The sequence below is a fragment of the Klebsiella sp. H-Nf2 genome, from assembly GCF_002806645.1.
In the GTDB taxonomy this organism is placed as follows: domain Bacteria; phylum Pseudomonadota; class Gammaproteobacteria; order Enterobacterales; family Enterobacteriaceae; genus Klebsiella; species Klebsiella variicola.
Genome location: NZ_PIBL01000003.1, coordinates 295,172 through 309,778, shown reverse-complemented (window position 1 = coordinate 309,778; position 14,607 = coordinate 295,172). Strand labels below are relative to the sequence as shown.

Here is a 14,607-nt window from a genome sequence, read left to right as displayed (position 1 = left end):
ACGATGAACTGGCGCGTATACGCAGCGTCGGTCATGGGTAGCAGCCACCGACAAAATCAACTTCCCTGCCAGGATGCCTTTTGCTATCGCCAGCTGGGCGAACGGCTTGTCGCCGTCGTATGCGATGGTGCAGGCTCTGCCGCTTATAGCGAACAGGGCGCAGCGTTGGTCGCGCATGCGCTGGCCGATCGCCTGGCGACATTCATCACGGCGCCGGATGAAAATCAGCTGGCGACGTTGCTCGGTAGTGTGCGCGAGACCGTGCTGCTACAGGCGCAGGCGCGGGAAATTTCCGCGGGCGATTTTGCCTGTACCGTTCTGGCTGCCTGGCTGGGAGAGGCCGCCTCTGTGATAGTGCATATTGGCGATGGCGCTGCGGCGTTAAGCCTGGATGCCGAACAGCACTTCTCCCTGCCTGAAAACGGCGAATACGCTAACCAGACCTGGTTCCTGACCAGCGACGACTGGCGGGAGCATTTACATATCAGCCAGTTTTCTGGCAGAGCCACGAGACTGGTGATGATGACTGACGGCGTGCAGCCGTTCGCGCTCAATCGGCGTGGGGATGCGCTGTTCTCTCCGTTTATCGATCCGGTTTTGCGTTATGTGCAGCAGGTCTCAGAAGCTGAAGGAAGCGAAGCGCTGCGCGCCACGCTGGACGACCCGCGCACCTGGGCGATAACCGGTGATGACAAGACGCTTCTGGTAGCCCTGCGTCATGAAGCATAAAAAGCTGCCAGCCTGCTATGACGGACAGCGCCGCACGGTACGTCTGGGGAAACTGATCAAGAGCGGCGGCGCGGGGAGTGTTTATTTCCTGGAGGATGACCCTTCCCGCGTTGCTAAACTTTACCATCCGCAGACCGATACCGCTTACTACCAGCGCAAGCTCAACGCCATGCTGTCGCAGCGGCCTGAGATCCCCGCCCCCGCGGAAGGTGAGTCGATTGTCCAGCTGGCATGGCCCGACTATTTGCTCTACGACGAGCGCAAGCGCGTAGTGGGCTTTGTCATGCCGGTTCTCGACACCCAGCGCACCATTGAGCTGGAGTATATTTTACAGGCACGGCAGGCGAAGGCGCACCATCTGCCGGAAGGGATAGGCGCAAAAGTCAGTCTGGCCAGCAACCTTGCCACCCTGGTATCGGCGCTGCATGCCCGACAGCACCGGGTTATCGATATGAAGCCGGTCAACCTGCGTTTCTATCGCGACAGCCTTTATATCGCGCTGCTGGACTGCGATGGCTTTAGCATTCAGGGCGAGGGAGAGCGTTTCCCTGCCGGGCAGTTCACGCCGGATTATCTGGCGCCTGAGTTTCAACGCATCGGCCAGGTCCCCGGCGAGCAAGAGGAGGCGCAGGACCGCTTTTCGCTGGCGGTGATTATTTTCCAGCTACTCAATCACGGAATTCATCCCTACAGCGGTCGCTCGATATCGGCGAAGGTACCTGATGATTTACCCGGTCGTATCGCCGCTCGTTGTTACGCCTACGGTATCAATGCCGCAAAAAGTAGTGTTCCGGTGCCGGGCAGTACCCACCATTTGCTGCCAGTTGAGCTGCGTAAGCTTTTCGATCGCGCATTTAGCGATTCGCCCGCCCGACGACCTTCCGCCGATGAATGGGCGCAGGTGCTGCGTCCTTATGCGCTACGCAGCACGCAAAAAATTACGCTTTGTCACCAAAAACACCAGCATTTTGCCGGGATGCCGTGCCTGGTCTGCGCGCGGAAAAAACAGGTTGTTGCGGGAATAAAACAGGCAAAGCAGCGTAAGCAAGCGGAAACCGATCGCCCGCGGGTCGCGCCGGTAGTGAGGCAGCCTCGCAGGGCGCCAGCCGCTGCCGTACCTCGTCAACCTACCGGGCCGGGGCCGTTAACCCTGTTGTGGCGCAGTATTCGCAGCAGCGTTCCTTCGTTTGCCTGGCATGGCGCGCTGGCGCTGATGAGTACGCTGATTATGGGGGGGCTGGCGCGCAGTTTTGCCCGGCTCAACGGTTCTGGTCCAGCATGGTTTGATATTGCGGCGTTACTGATTATTTTTATCTGGGTGGCGGCGCTGATATTCCGGTCCATTATTCGGAGTAAGCCATAAATGACGCTGAAATTAAGATATCTCATTCTCTTTTTCGCGTTGTTGATGGCTTTTGTGGCGCCGGATTTAGTCTCCTTGCTGTGGTCCGCACCGTTCCGCTTAATGGATACACTGCCGCTGTTACCTGCCGCGCTCAATGATCCTCAGCGTTTATATCTCTATGGCCTGTGGTTGGGGGGAACGATCTATTTTTCTGCCCTGATGTGGGTGGCGGTTACCCGACGCAATAAAGGCTATCTTGCCGTCGCCGTGGCGCAGATTGTTTTTGTCATCGGTATTACGCTATGCAAGGTGCCTTTTGGCGAACAAAACCAGCGGCGCTGGCAGAGTATGAATCAGCTGGAAATGCCCGCCTGGACCGATTTTCTCTATGACCGCCATGCCCGTTTTATTCAGATAGCGCTGCGTGGGGGGCCGTTGAATCAGCACAACATCATCGAGCAATTTCTCGCGCAGAAAAAACCGCTGGCGGCGCTGCCGCTTGGCTGGAATGAAGAAGATGCCGCCACCGCGGATACGCTCTGGCAGCAGGCGCTGGGCTATCGTGAACGGGAAGCGAAAGCATTACCCAAAATGATGGATTATCTGGCCTGGATGCCGGACCGTGGCGATCTGACGCTGGCCACGGCCATCCTGACGCTGACGAGCGAGGCGGATAAAGCGCAGGCGGAAACGGCGTTTCGCCGGGCCATCGCCATCGCGCCGGAAAACCCGGATGCCTGGCTGGGCTGGGCAGTCGCGCTGATCCAGGCCCGCGACATTGCGCGGGTGCGAAATACGCAGTTTCAGGCGCTCACGCAAAGCATTACAACCGGATTGTTGATGGCGGAGGGTCTGAAGGATAGCCCGCGGCAGCCTGCGCTACAGCAGCGGCTGGCAGCATACATCGCGCAAATGCCAGCGGAAGATCGGCAAATCCTGCTCATTTTGCAGGCGCGGATGCAGACGCGCTCCTGCGACTTGCCGTTGGATAAGTATGCAACAGAACAGGGTGAAGCGAGCAAGGTGCTGCCTTTGGCAAAATCAATCGTGTTTAAAACTGCTCCCGTGCGTAGCGTCAGCCCGATTAACGAACGCTTTCCTGGCCACGTCAGCATTGATACGGCGCGCTATGGCATCAGGAAAGAGAGTTTGCAGGCGATGCTGTATCCGGCGATACACAAATATATCAAGTCAGCGACGACCATACTCTCGCTGGATACCGACGCCAGCGGCGAGCTGTTAAACGTGGTCGTTGAGTGCAGCAGCGGCGTTCCCGAGTTCGACCAGGCGGCGTTGCACTATGCGCAGGAGTGGCGTTTTGGTTCTCACCGGCAGGGAAAACGCGTATTGATGCCGGTGAGCTTTATCAGCGATCGCGTACCGCCGGAAGAATACTATGGGGAGATGGAGGCGCGGGCGATGCGCATTTCCCGGCTGGCCGCTCGTCATGATAAAACGGCGATGGAAAGCGCCGCGAAGGAAATGGTTGCGCGATTTACGCGAATGAAAACGCTGTTTCCGCAACAGAGACTGAGCGCGGAAGAGGCGCATCAGTTACAGCTTATCTACCTCAAAAAGCGGGATAAAACGACCAAAGGCAGAATGGAAAGCTTTACTGAAATGACGGAGGCGATGGAGGCTCTGGTGGATACGCACCCGTACTACGCGCCCTTATTGAAGGATCTGGCGTTCAGAAAAAGTTACGCTTCCTTTGAGGAGAAGCGGGCAGCATGGTCGCAGCTGCTGGCGCTGGCGCCAGAGGATCCGCAGGTGTGGATGGCCTGGGGGAGCGTGTGGGCTGAGCGCGATCCTGAGCTGTATATGGGCGCGATGATCGCTTCCATGCTGCTACAGCCGCTCACCGAGGATACCGAGCAGAAAATAGAGAATATCAAGACGAAGCTGCTGATGCGGGTTGGCATGGGGCCACGTAAGGCGATTCTTTCGGCAAAGGTCTACGCCGACTATGGCGATATCCTTGGGGAAAGAACGAAAGGGGAGGATACGGCGAAGGCCGCGGCGATCTTACCCGCCAGTAAAAAACTGGATCGTCAGGAAACCGTCGCCCCCCTGGATCCAGCGCAGCGCATGACGGTTGATATCGATCAGGATGAGGTGTTGAACGCCGCTCTCTTCAACGTGGAGTGGAAGGCGCCGCAGAGGCCGGACGAACGGCGGGCGGAACTGACCGTTGATATCGATGACACTGGCATGCCGACGCTGGTTCTCATCAGCAAAAGCAGCGAAGTGGAACAGTATGATGCGCAGGCGGTCAATATGCTGTGGCGCTGGAACTTTAAACCGCAGCCTGATGGCAGGCGGATGACCGTTGGTGTGAATTTTCTCCACTAATCGCGTCGCTGCCTCCTGAACGAGGTAAAATAGTGACGCCTGCCTATGTAGATGAGGAAAATCATGCCTGAATTACCAGAGGTTGAAACCAGTCGCCGCGGCATCGAGCCGCACCTGGTTGGCGCAACCATTCTGCACGCCGTCGTGCGCAACGGACGGCTGCGCTGGCCGGTTTCCGAAGAGATTTATCGCCTGAGCGATGTACCCGTGCTCAGCGTGCGGCGTCGTGCCAAATACCTGCTTCTGGAACTGCCGGACGGCTGGATCATCGTCCATCTCGGGATGTCGGGGAGTTTGCGCATCCTGAGCGAAGAACTGCCGGCCGAAAAACACGATCACGTTGACCTGGTCATGAGTAATGGCAAGGTGCTGCGCTATACCGATCCGCGCCGCTTTGGCGCCTGGCTGTGGACAAAAACGCTGGAAGACCATCCGGTACTGGCGCATCTTGGCCCGGAGCCGCTCAGCGATGAATTTAACGCCGACTATCTTCAGCAGAAATGCGCGAAGAAAAAAACTGCGATCAAACCCTGGCTAATGGATAACAAGCTGGTGGTAGGGGTCGGCAATATCTACGCCAGCGAGTCGCTGTTCTCGGCCGGGATCCATCCCGACAGGTTGGCTTCTTCACTGTCGCGGGAAGAGTGTGAGCAGCTGGTGAAAGTGATTAAGCTGGTCCTGCTGCGTTCGATAGAGCAGGGCGGCACCACACTGAAGGATTTCCTGCAAAGCGATGGCAAGCCGGGCTATTTTGCCCAGGAGCTGCAGGTCTATGGCCGCAAGGGCGAACCGTGCCGGATCTGCGGCACGCCGGTTGTCGGGACCAAACATGCCCAGCGGGCGACCTTTTATTGCCGTCAGTGCCAGAAGTAGTTCTCAGGAACGGCCAGGTCAGCGAGCCTGCGGGTGCGCATCTGGTGGGCCGGGGATGTTTGTAGGCCAGGTCAGCGTAGCGCCACCTGGCACAAAGACCGGGACAGAGCCGGTGTGGATGGGCCTGCGGTGCGCAGTGCAGCGCCAGCCTGCGTGGCTCATGCCCCAGCAGATAGATGCGTTACTTCAGCTTATTCAACAGCGCCTGGTGGACGTTAGCTGGCAGGAAATGAGAAACGTCGCCCTGATGACGCGCCACTTCCTTCACCAGTGAGGAAGAGATAAACGACCACTCTTTGCACGGCATCAGGAACACGCTCTCGAGGGTGGGCATCAGGTGGCGGTTCATGTGGGCCAGCTGCATCTCATACTCGAAATCCGCCACTGCCCGCAGGCCGCGGATCAGGATATTGGCCTGCTGTGCGCGCGCGAAACTGGCCATCAGGTCGCTAAAGCCGATAACCTCCACGTTAACCAGATGCGCTGTAGCCTGGGTGGCCAGCGCGATACGCTCGTCGAGGGTAAACATCGGCTTTTTGCTCGGGCTCGCGGCGATAGCCAGCACCACTTTATCGAACATGCTCGCCGCGCGGGTGACAATGTCGATATGACCGTTGGTGATGGGATCAAAGGTACCCGGATAGATCGCTTTTGTGCTCATGATTACCCTTTCTCCGAGTAGCCGTGGCTCAGCGCCCACAGCTCGGTATATTTCGTAAACGTATACTGCGCGTTGACCATCGCCAGCAACCAGCCCTGCTTACCGTCCAGCACCCCACCGCGCAGCAGCAGCGTTTTCAGGAACGCGCCCAGGGTATGGCTGAAAATCCCCGCCATCGAGGTCTTCTTGCCCTTGCGGTGGCGCTCAAGCGCCCACGCGGCAGCATACGCCAGCTGTTTTTGCTGGAAGCCAGCGAAGTCGCGGCAGGTCAGATGCAGGAGATCGCCGGTTAGCGGAATGACCTCTGCGCCCAGGCTATCCAGCGATTCATGGACCAGATTATCGTTATAGCGGTAACGGGCGCGTTCGTACAGGCGCAGCACGCGATCGGGATACCAACCGCTGTGGCGCATAAAGCGTCCGAGAAAGTAGTTGCGACGAGCGATACTGTAGATGGCGCCGCGCTGCGGCGCTGCCAGCACCTTAAGAATAGCCTGCCTGAGTTCTGGCGTGACGCGCTCATCGGTATCGATCATCAACACCCAGTCGCCGGTGGCATAGTCCTGCGCGCGCTGGCGCTGAATGCCATAGCCTCGCCAGTCGGTATGGGTATAGACCTGGGCGCCGAGGCGGCGGGCCAGCTCGACGGTGTTGTCGGTACTGCCAGAGTCGAGGACGATGATTTCATCTGCCCAGCTAACGGAGTCCAGACAATCCGGCAGCAGGTCCGCTGCATCTTTGGCGATCATCACCACGGAAAGCCGGTTCGACATTAATGACTCCGTTGCGGCATGTAAGGTTGCAGTAACTTGAGCAGACGCGACAGCGCGCCCTGGTTCTGGTGCAGCACTTCCACTGCGTGACGGCCATACCACAGGCGGTAGTCTTCATCGGTCAGGAGCGTGGACACTTCCCTGACCAGCGAGTCGGCGTCGGTGACCGTGATCAGGCCATCATCCTGCTGCAGCTTGGCGCAGATATCTTTGAAGTTGAAGGTATGCGGCCCCATCAGCACCGGAATGGCATGCGCCGCCGGCTCGAGCGGGTTATGGCCGCCGCGCTCCACCAGGCTGCCGCCAACGAAGGCGAGGTCGGCAATCCCGTAGAGCAGCATCAGTTCACCCATGGTATCGCCAATCACCACCTGGGTACTGGAGGAGGGGATCTCGCCGGTACTGCGCAGAGTAAAGCTCATTCCGGCCTTTTGCACCATCTCACGCGCGTCGGGGAAGCGCTCCGGATGCCGAGGAACGAGGATCAGCAGCAGGTTCGGGAAGGTCTCCAGCAGTTTTTTATGCGCCTGCAGGATGATTTGTTCTTCGCCGTCGTGAGTGCTGGTGGCAATCCAGACCTTGCGGTGCGGCGCCCATTGGCGGCGCAGCGTAATCGCGCGGGCCGCCAGCTCCGGGGTGACGGAGATATCGAATTTCAGACTACCGGTGACCGCCAGCTGGTTGCGCTTCAGCCCCAGAGCGAGGAAGCGGTTGCCATCTTCTTCATTCTGCGCGGCGATAAGCGTAATACGGCTTAACAGACGGCGCATAAAACCGCCCAGTTTGGCATAGCCTTTAGCGGAACGTTCAGAGAGGCGGGCGTTGGCGATCACCAGCGGGATCTTACGCTTATGCAGCGCGGCCACCATATTCGGCCACAGCTCGGTTTCCATAACGATAACCAGCTTCGGCTGAACGGTATTCAGGAAGCGGTTCATGGCGCCGGGCAGATCGTAGGGCAGATAGACGTGATGGACATCTTTGCCGAACGCCGACATGGCGCGCTCGGAGCCGGTCGGCGTCATGGTGGTGACGGTGATCGGCATCGAAGGGTAGCGGTGGCGCAGAGCGCGAACCAGCGGAATGGCGGCCAGGGTTTCTCCGACGGAAACGGAGTGCAGCAGAATGCCATCCGGCTCTACCTTGTTCTGACAGAAGCCATAGCGTTCCGCCCAGCGTTTACGATAGGCAGGAGCCTTACGACTGCGCAGCAGCAGCCGCAGCCACACCAGCGGCTGAATAAGGTAAAGTAGGGTGGTATAAAGCAATTCCAAACTATTTATCCGTTCTCTGTTTTGGCGGGCAAATTCTAAGCATTTAGCCCGCGTAAAGCTATCTCTTTGGCGGAAACAGCGGGTTTTTGGTCTATACCGCGTGGCGATAACGCTTAATACGCAGATAACGGCGTCCCAGGCGCCAGCGTAAACGGAAAGTACAGGCGTTTTTCCAGATTAACCGCCAGATACCGCGGTCGAAGAATTCTTTAATAATAACATGCTTTTTCGACTCATCTTTCATGCTGTCGAAGGTGTGGATGATCCCCAGTCCTTCTTTGGCGATCTGCCAGCGACAGGCGGCGATATGGCGCACTTTATCCGGGTAGCGCTGGTTGATCGCCTCCAGCATCTCCAGAATCTTCATATAGTGGCGCGCCGAACGCATCAGCGTGTCGTCGTTGTCCGGCTTATGCGACACCGACTCAGAGTGGATGTAGTAATCATAGAACTGCTGGCTGGTGTACTGCACGCGCTCCGCGGCCAGCAGCGCCTCTGTCGTCCACGGGATATCCTGATGGCGCAGGCCGGGCTCGAAATGGAAGTGGTGCTGGCGGATAAAGTCGTGGCGATAGATGTTGAGCCAGGTGACGTGCAGAAACTTCCGCGAGTCCAGGGCCTGCTTGAGCCAGACATGGCCCGGCAGCACACCGGTCGAGGGCAGGCGATCCAGCGGGAAGATCGGGTGGCTCTCGCGGCGCTTTTCATACACGTAGGTGCCGTTGCAGGTCGCGATATCGAGATGTTCTTTCTCGGCCATCTCCAGCAGCGTGCGATACATGCCCGGATAGAGTTTGTCGTCGATATCCGGAAACGCCAGATATTTGCCGCTGGCGGCGGCGAGGCCGGTATTGCGCGCGACCGAGACGCCCTGGTTTTCCTGCTCCAGTACCTGGACGTTCTGCAGCCGATCCCGCCATTCGGCGATCACCGCCAGGCTGTTGTCTGTCGAACCATCGTTCACCAGGATCAGTTCATAGCTTTCCAGCTGCTGCTGTTCAAGGCACTCAAAGAACTGCGCAAGAAATTTCTCACCGTTGTAGACGGCAGCCACGATGCTCAATAAAGGCGTTTGACTCATAAATCTTCGATCCTGGTTAACTAACGGCGTCAGGTGCGCTGCAGCTGACGGTACTGCTGACAAATGGACACGACGCTGAATTTTTCCAGCGCGGCGTCGTCGATAGTCGGCGGGTTATGGTAAATGCTTTGCATCGTCTGAGCCAGCGCCGGACTGGTCAGATCCGCCAGACCGCGGGCAAGTTCGCCGGTGAGGATCTCGGTGACGCCGCCGGGGCAGCGGGTGCTGGCAACCGGCGTATGCAACAGCAGCGCTTCCACCACCACATTGCCGAATCCTTCGCTATCGGAGCTTAAAACCAGCATCCGTGCGCCTTTGATCCACGGTAAGGGGTTTTTCTGAAAACCCTTGAACCACACCCGATCGTCAACCTGCAGCGTTTTGGCCAGCTGGCGCAGGCGCTGCTCTTGCTCCGGTTTTCCCTGGCCTAACAGCACCAGCGGCGCGTCAATGCCGCTTTGTGCATAGGCTTCGAGCAGGCGGTCGTGGCGTTTGCCCGGATGGAAGCGGCCGACGTGAATCAGATAGTCACCGGCCGGTCGCTCACTGTCGGCTTCCGCCTCGGCGCGCAGAGTGGCGATATCGAAGGGGTTGTAGATAGTTTTCAGCTGTGCCGGACGCAGGGCGAAGGCTTCCACCAGATCGCGTCCCACGGCGTCGGAAACCGCCACCACGTTGCGACCCTGGTAAATTCGCTTAATTTTCTGCTGCTTCATCCAGCGGTCAAAGCCGGTGCGGTGCCCGAGATAGGAGGCAGAGAATACGCCGTGCAGGCAGAACCAGACGTTACGCTCGCGCAGCGCCCGGCTGCGGGCGACGATGCGGTCGGTTTTGTGCAGGTTGGAAAGCACGAGGTCAAATTGCCCCTGCTGTTCGGCCCGGATGACCGCGGCGTCCAGTTGGCGGGCGCGGCGGGACAGCTCGGTCAGCTTGCGCCACGGTTTGCGGCAACGATCGGCCACCACCTGGTAGTCGAGCCCCTCGGGTAACGGGTACTCGCAGACATCGCGCAGCGAAATGAGCGACACCCGATCGCCGTCGCGCAGGAACTGTGCCGCCAGGGTCAGGACCACTTTTTCCGCGCCGCCGCCAGGTAAACCGTCAATCACAAATAAGATGCGCATCGTTATTTCACCAGATCCTGATAAAGAGAAAGCAGCTGGGTTGAGAGGCGCTCGCTGGTGCAGTCCATAATGCGCTCGCGGGCGCGGCCGCCTTGCGCAGAGCCCAGCGCGCGCGGCGGCAGAGCCATCACCGCCTGCTGCAGTGCCGGGATATCCAGGGCGTCGCAGACGTAACCGTTGTGGCCGTCGACGATAAACTCCGCTCCGCCGCAGCCGGTGGTGGTGATCACCGGCAGACCGCAGGCCATTGCCTCGAGAATGACGTTGGGGAACGGATCGTAGAGGGTGGGCAGCAGCAGACCATCGGCCATTTGATAGAAGGGCAGCGTCTCCGATTGCATGCCGAAGAAGCGCACCCGCGCTTCGCAGCCGAGACTCTTCGCCAGCGCCTGATAGCGCGGCTGATCCTTATCTTTGCCAACCACCAGCAGATAGCGATCGGTCGGGGCGATGGCGCGGATTGCCGCCGCCAGTCCTTTGCGCTCAAAGCCGGAGCCGACGTAAATCAGGCAGGTCGCCTGCAGCGGCAGCTGCCATTTGGCGCGTAAGGCGGCAAAGGTGTCTTCGCCCGGTGGCAGGAAGCGCTGGTTGTCAATGGCGTTGTAAATAACGTGGATCTTCTCCGCCGGCAGGCCAAAGTCTTCGATGATCTCGCGCTTGATCATCTCGGCGTTGCAGATCACCCCGCGCAGGTGTGAGTCTTCATACATCTCGCGCTCCGCCTGCATGACGTAGCGGTGGTAACGGTCGGCGAACAGCAGGCGGCTTTTCCAGGCCGGTAAAATGCGCGAGCGCTGCTGCAGCCAGCGGCGATGAACGCCATCGCCAGCGCGGTAGAGATCGCAGCCGGGAATACGTTCATGGCTCTGCACCAGGTCGAAGGACTCACGCTGCCAGAGCGCGCGCGCGGCGTTGGCAAAGCCGCGTTCGCGGCTGATGCGCCCCCATTTACGTGGGTTACAGATATGGATCTGCCAGTCCGGTTTCACCGGCCCCTGCCATTCGCGGGTGATAACGTTCAGCTGCAGATTACTGCTGTCGAGGGCTTCCAGCGCGCGGGAGACAAACCGTTCTGCGCCGCCGTCCGGGCGGTACTTCTGCCGCACCAGGGCCAGCCTGAATTTACTCATGCCAGTACCTTTTTCGCCGCCGCGATCACGGCGTCGGTAGGAATTAAATCGAGATAACGTTCTTCGGTGTTGGTGTTGATGGCGTCCGGATCGGGCAGCGGACCGAAGTCGCCGGCCCAGATCACTTCGCCTTTCGCCTGCCACGGACGCCAGAAGGTCAGCTTCGAGGGGCCGAACAGGGCGACCAGCGGAGTGCCGAGCGCCGCAGCCATATGCATCGGCACTGAGTCGACGCCGATAAACAGGCGGGCGTGATCGATTACCGCCGCCAGCTGGCGCAGCGTTAACTGGCCGGCTAGAGAGTGCAGACGCGCCTGCGGGCAGCCGGCGATGATGGTGTCCACCATCTTCTTCTCTCTATCGTCGGGGCCGGAGGTGAGCACGACCGCGTACCCCTCGGCGGACAGCGCGTTGATCAGCGCACTCATACGATCTTCGCGCCAGCATTTAAAGAACCAGCGCGACGTTGGCTGGATGACGATGTAGTTTTCCCGGAACTCCTCCGGCAGCAGGGCGCGGCTGGTGGCCCAGTCTGCTTCGCTGTAGCCCATCCGCGCCGGCGCGTCGTTCAACGGGAGACCGAGCGGAGCGAGAATAGAGAGATTCTGCTGTACCGTATGCAGCTGGTTGTGCTGTTGGGTGGGGGCCAGCGCGGTGTGGCAATAGCGCCAGACCGGGTGGCGGCGCTTCGGAAAATCAAAACCAATCCGCGTCGCAGCGCCGGTCAGTTTGCTGATAATCGCGCTCGGCCACTGGTCAGCAAGGTTAAGCACCATATCGTATCGCTGCTGACGCAGCGTCTGAATGAGCTGCCATTGCATCTTCAACTGATGCCTTTTTCCCTGCTTTTTCCAGCGGCGATCGAGACCATAAATATGATGGATATCGGGGTTGGCGGCGAGCATATCCCGGGTCTCTTCATACAGCAGCACATCCACGCTGGCGGCGGGATACTGCTGTTTCAGCGCGTGAATAAGCGGCGTGATCAGCAGCATGTCGCCATGATGGCGCAGCTTAATGACCAGGATCCGCGCCGGGTTCAACGGGCCGCGGGAGAGGGTTTCAGGCGTCATACTCTGTTCTTCATCCAGGATAAGGGTTCCGATTCTAGGGGATCAGACAGATTGAGAGAAGCGTTGTATTGCTCTACCATGACCCGATACGTATGGCCTGAGGACGTTTTCGTGCACAATCCCGCATTTCTCATCACGATTGATACAGAGGGCGATAACCTCTGGCAAAAACATGACAGCATCACCACCGAGAATGCGCGTTATCTCCCGCGTTTTCAGCAGCTTTGCGAAAAGTATGGCTTTAAACCGGTCTATTTGACCAACTATGAAATGGCTATCGACCCCTTTTATATCGAATTCGCCAGAGACGTGATCGCCCGCGGCACCGCGGAAGTCGGCATGCATCTGCATGCGTGGAACAGCCCGCCGACCGAGCCACTGACCGCCGATGACTGGCGGCATAAGCCTTATCTCATTGAATACAGCGATGCCATGATGCGTGAGAAAGTCGACTATATGACGCATCTGCTGGAGGATACTTTCCAGACCAAAATGGTCAGCCATCGCGCCGGGCGCTGGGCCTTCGACGAGCGCTATGCGCGTCTGCTGGTGGAGCACGGTTATCAGGTGGATTGCTCGGTGACCCCGCGGGTGAACTGGAAGACCGCCAAGGGAGCGCCGCAGGGCGATGGCGGGACCGATTATCGCCGCTTCCCGCAGCATGCCTATTTTCTCGATGAAAATGATATCAGCCGCGAAGGCCACTCTCCGCTGCTGGAAGTGCCGATGAGCATCCAGTACAAGCACTCAGCGTGGATGAACAGCGTGAAGCAGGGCTACGATAGGCTGCGTGGCAAGGTGCGTTCCCCCTCCGTACACTGGTTGCGTCCGATGGGCGGCAACGTGGAGACGATGAAAAAAGTCGTCGAACAAACGTTGACGCAGGGCAATGACTACGTGGAATATATGCTCCACTCTTCAGAGTATATGCCCGGCGGCAGCCCCACGTTCCAGAATGAACGGGATATTGAGCGTTTATACGCTGACCTTGAAGCCTTTTTTAGCTGGCTGGCGCCGCAGGTGAAGGGCATGACGTTGGCAGAATATTACCAGCGGAAAATTACACAGCGCTAACACAGCTCAAGGTACCGTATGCGTATCCTTAAACAATTAACGCGGAAAAAGAATGCTTTTTTCCGCGGCATTAAATTTAATTTAATTAACTATCGATACAGAAATAAGCCAGCGCGTAAAGCCTTTGACCCAGCGGCTGTCCGTCGCGTGCTGTTATTGCGCCTGGACGATAAAGTCGGCGATATGGTGGTCACGACCGGCTGCGCCAGAATACTGGCCGAACGGGGATATCAGGTTTCGGTGTTAACCGGACCAATATGTTGCGAAATATTAGCAGGCTCAGAATTCATTCAGCAAGTATATTTATATCGGCCGCGCATGTCCTTAAATACGTTGCGGGCGGTAGGTTTTGATGCAGTTATCGATTTTGATGACGTGACCAGCTATGAACGCTTTAAATTACTCGCCGATTTACGGGCGGCCAGCGTGATTGGTTTTAATAAAGAGCCCTATAAACTTTACGATCATTCGATCGCTTTTTTTGACAGCAACAGCCATATTTCCCTGCGCTATAAGCAGGTAGTGAAGCTGTTTGGCATCGTTGACGACCACCCATACCACTATCATCTCCCCGGCTGTCGCCATGAGCGGGAGAAAGTGGCTCGCTTGCTTTCCCAGGCCGGAGAGGTCGAACTGCGCATCGCCATTAACCCTTTTACCGCCTCCGAGGATAAAGACTTCTGTCGTCATCAGGTGGCGGCCCTGGTCGAGCGGCTACATGCTCTGCCTTACCGGGTCTGTATCGTGATGGTGGGGCGCAGTGAGAAAATTCGGCAGCTTGGGCTGAATTTGGCGCTGTACATCGCCGACAGCACCATCAACTCCGCCGTCGAAGTGATCCGCAGTTGTGATTTAGTCATTACGCCGGACACCTCAATTGTGCATATCGCCCGGGCCTTCGATAAACCGATGGTGGCGGTCTATAACAAACGCAAACTCAAGGATACCGGCCTGCCCGGCTATCACATCTGGGCGCCGGGCTATGACAAGGCGAAGCAGATCGTTTGTGAAGAAGCGAATGTCGCCGATGTGGCGATTGAGTCGGTGTGGCCCGTGATTAAAGAGCAGGCCGACCGGCTGGTCGCCGCCCGCGGTTGATTTAAAAGTGAATATAAAAA

Annotated in this window: 13 protein-coding genes; 6 read left to right on the top strand and 7 right to left on the bottom strand. The window is 58.2% G+C overall.

Features of this window, described 5'->3' with window-relative positions; all coding sequences use genetic code 11:
• The first annotated feature begins 3 nt into the window (after window positions 1-3).
• The 4 genes from CWM58_RS11830 to mutM all read left to right on the top strand — a co-directional run bounded on the left by CWM58_RS11830 (window position 4) and on the right by mutM (window position 5,299).
• The gene (locus CWM58_RS11830) at window positions 4-729 is read left to right on the top strand and encodes a PP2C family serine/threonine-protein phosphatase (RefSeq protein ID WP_100680975.1); all 726 of its coding nucleotides are present in this window, start codon (window positions 4-6) and stop codon (window positions 727-729) included.
• Window positions 719-2,092 carry a DNA-binding protein gene (locus CWM58_RS11825; RefSeq protein WP_100680974.1) on the top strand — a complete coding sequence of 458 codons (1,374 nt, stop codon included), beginning with the start codon at window positions 719-721 and terminating at the stop codon, window positions 2,090-2,092. The genes CWM58_RS11830 and CWM58_RS11825 overlap by 11 nt, the downstream gene beginning before the upstream one ends.
• The gene (locus tag CWM58_RS11820; protein ID WP_100680973.1) at window positions 2,093-4,426 is read left to right on the top strand and encodes a TonB family protein; all 2,334 of its coding nucleotides are present in this window, start codon (window positions 2,093-2,095) and stop codon (window positions 4,424-4,426) included.
• Between the two features lie 63 nt (window positions 4,427-4,489).
• Window positions 4,490-5,299 carry a bifunctional DNA-formamidopyrimidine glycosylase/DNA-(apurinic or apyrimidinic site) lyase gene (gene mutM / locus CWM58_RS11815; protein WP_039102646.1) on the top strand — a complete coding sequence of 270 codons (810 nt, stop codon included), beginning with the start codon at window positions 4,490-4,492 and terminating at the stop codon, window positions 5,297-5,299.
• A 181-nt stretch (window positions 5,300-5,480) separates the two neighbouring features.
• Here mutM and coaD read toward each other — a convergent pair whose 3' ends face one another.
• The 7 genes from coaD to rfaQ all read right to left on the bottom strand — a co-directional run bounded on the left by coaD (window position 5,481) and on the right by rfaQ (window position 12,415).
• Window positions 5,481-5,960, bottom strand: coding sequence for a pantetheine-phosphate adenylyltransferase (gene coaD, locus CWM58_RS11810; protein WP_008806836.1), 480 nt, complete (start codon window positions 5,958-5,960; stop codon window positions 5,481-5,483).
• Between the two features lie 2 nt (window positions 5,961-5,962).
• Entirely contained in the window at window positions 5,963-6,733 is a 771-nt protein-coding gene (locus tag CWM58_RS11805) for a glycosyltransferase family 2 protein (RefSeq protein WP_008806837.1), read from the bottom strand.
• Window positions 6,733-8,007 carry a lipid IV(A) 3-deoxy-D-manno-octulosonic acid transferase gene (gene waaA, locus CWM58_RS11800; protein WP_008806838.1) on the bottom strand — a complete coding sequence of 425 codons (1,275 nt, stop codon included), beginning with the start codon at window positions 8,005-8,007 and terminating at the stop codon, window positions 6,733-6,735. The genes CWM58_RS11805 and waaA overlap by 1 nt, the downstream gene beginning before the upstream one ends.
• Before the next feature lie 91 nt (window positions 8,008-8,098).
• Window positions 8,099-9,088: a glycosyltransferase gene (locus CWM58_RS11795; protein ID WP_008806839.1), complete on the bottom strand. Its 990-nt coding sequence runs from the start codon at window positions 9,086-9,088 to the stop codon at window positions 8,099-8,101.
• A gap of 29 nt (window positions 9,089-9,117) precedes the next feature.
• Window positions 9,118-10,212 carry a glycosyltransferase gene (locus CWM58_RS11790; RefSeq protein WP_012967059.1) on the bottom strand — a complete coding sequence of 365 codons (1,095 nt, stop codon included), beginning with the start codon at window positions 10,210-10,212 and terminating at the stop codon, window positions 9,118-9,120.
• A gap of 2 nt (window positions 10,213-10,214) precedes the next feature.
• On the bottom strand, window positions 10,215-11,342 hold the full coding sequence (locus tag CWM58_RS11785; protein ID WP_100680972.1) for a glycosyltransferase family 4 protein: 1,128 nt from the start codon (window positions 11,340-11,342) through the stop codon (window positions 10,215-10,217).
• Window positions 11,339-12,415 (bottom strand): putative lipopolysaccharide heptosyltransferase III, encoded by a 1,077-nt coding sequence (gene rfaQ / locus CWM58_RS11780; RefSeq protein WP_080929110.1) that lies wholly within the window; start codon window positions 12,413-12,415, stop codon window positions 11,339-11,341. The genes CWM58_RS11785 and rfaQ overlap by 4 nt, the downstream gene beginning before the upstream one ends.
• A 111-nt stretch (window positions 12,416-12,526) precedes the next feature.
• On the opposite strand from rfaQ, the gene CWM58_RS11775 reads away from it, so the two are divergent.
• Complete coding sequence (locus CWM58_RS11775) at window positions 12,527-13,489, top strand: polysaccharide deacetylase family protein (RefSeq protein ID WP_012540311.1); 963 nt, start codon at window positions 12,527-12,529, stop codon at window positions 13,487-13,489.
• A gap of 18 nt (window positions 13,490-13,507) precedes the next feature.
• Complete coding sequence (locus tag CWM58_RS11770) at window positions 13,508-14,587, top strand: glycosyltransferase family 9 protein (RefSeq protein ID WP_061152958.1); 1,080 nt, start codon at window positions 13,508-13,510, stop codon at window positions 14,585-14,587.
• Window positions 14,588-14,607: the final 20 nt, after the last annotated feature.

What these genes read in the sequence shown, in the direction of transcription:
- CWM58_RS11830 (WP_100680975.1), top strand. Translation starts at nt 4, where the DNA reads ATGAACTGGCGCGTATACGCAGCGTCGGTCATGGGTAGCAGCCACCGA.
- CWM58_RS11825 (WP_100680974.1), top strand. Translation starts at nt 719, where the DNA reads ATGAAGCATAAAAAGCTGCCAGCCTGCTATGACGGACAGCGCCGCACG.
- CWM58_RS11820 (WP_100680973.1), top strand. Translation starts at nt 2,093, where the DNA reads ATGACGCTGAAATTAAGATATCTCATTCTCTTTTTCGCGTTGTTGATG.
- mutM (WP_039102646.1), top strand. Translation starts at nt 4,490, where the DNA reads ATGCCTGAATTACCAGAGGTTGAAACCAGTCGCCGCGGCATCGAGCCG.
- coaD (WP_008806836.1), bottom strand. Translation starts at nt 5,960, where the DNA reads ATGAGCACAAAAGCGATCTATCCGGGTACCTTTGATCCCATCACCAAC.
- CWM58_RS11805 (WP_008806837.1), bottom strand. Translation starts at nt 6,733, where the DNA reads ATGTCGAACCGGCTTTCCGTGGTGATGATCGCCAAAGATGCAGCGGAC.
- CWM58_RS11795 (WP_008806839.1), bottom strand. Translation starts at nt 9,088, where the DNA reads ATGAGTCAAACGCCTTTATTGAGCATCGTGGCTGCCGTCTACAACGGT.
- CWM58_RS11790 (WP_012967059.1), bottom strand. Translation starts at nt 10,212, where the DNA reads ATGCGCATCTTATTTGTGATTGACGGTTTACCTGGCGGCGGCGCGGAA.
- CWM58_RS11785 (WP_100680972.1), bottom strand. Translation starts at nt 11,342, where the DNA reads ATGAGTAAATTCAGGCTGGCCCTGGTGCGGCAGAAGTACCGCCCGGAC.
- rfaQ (WP_080929110.1), bottom strand. Translation starts at nt 12,415, where the DNA reads ATGACGCCTGAAACCCTCTCCCGCGGCCCGTTGAACCCGGCGCGGATC.
- CWM58_RS11770 (WP_061152958.1), top strand. Translation starts at nt 13,508, where the DNA reads ATGCGTATCCTTAAACAATTAACGCGGAAAAAGAATGCTTTTTTCCGC.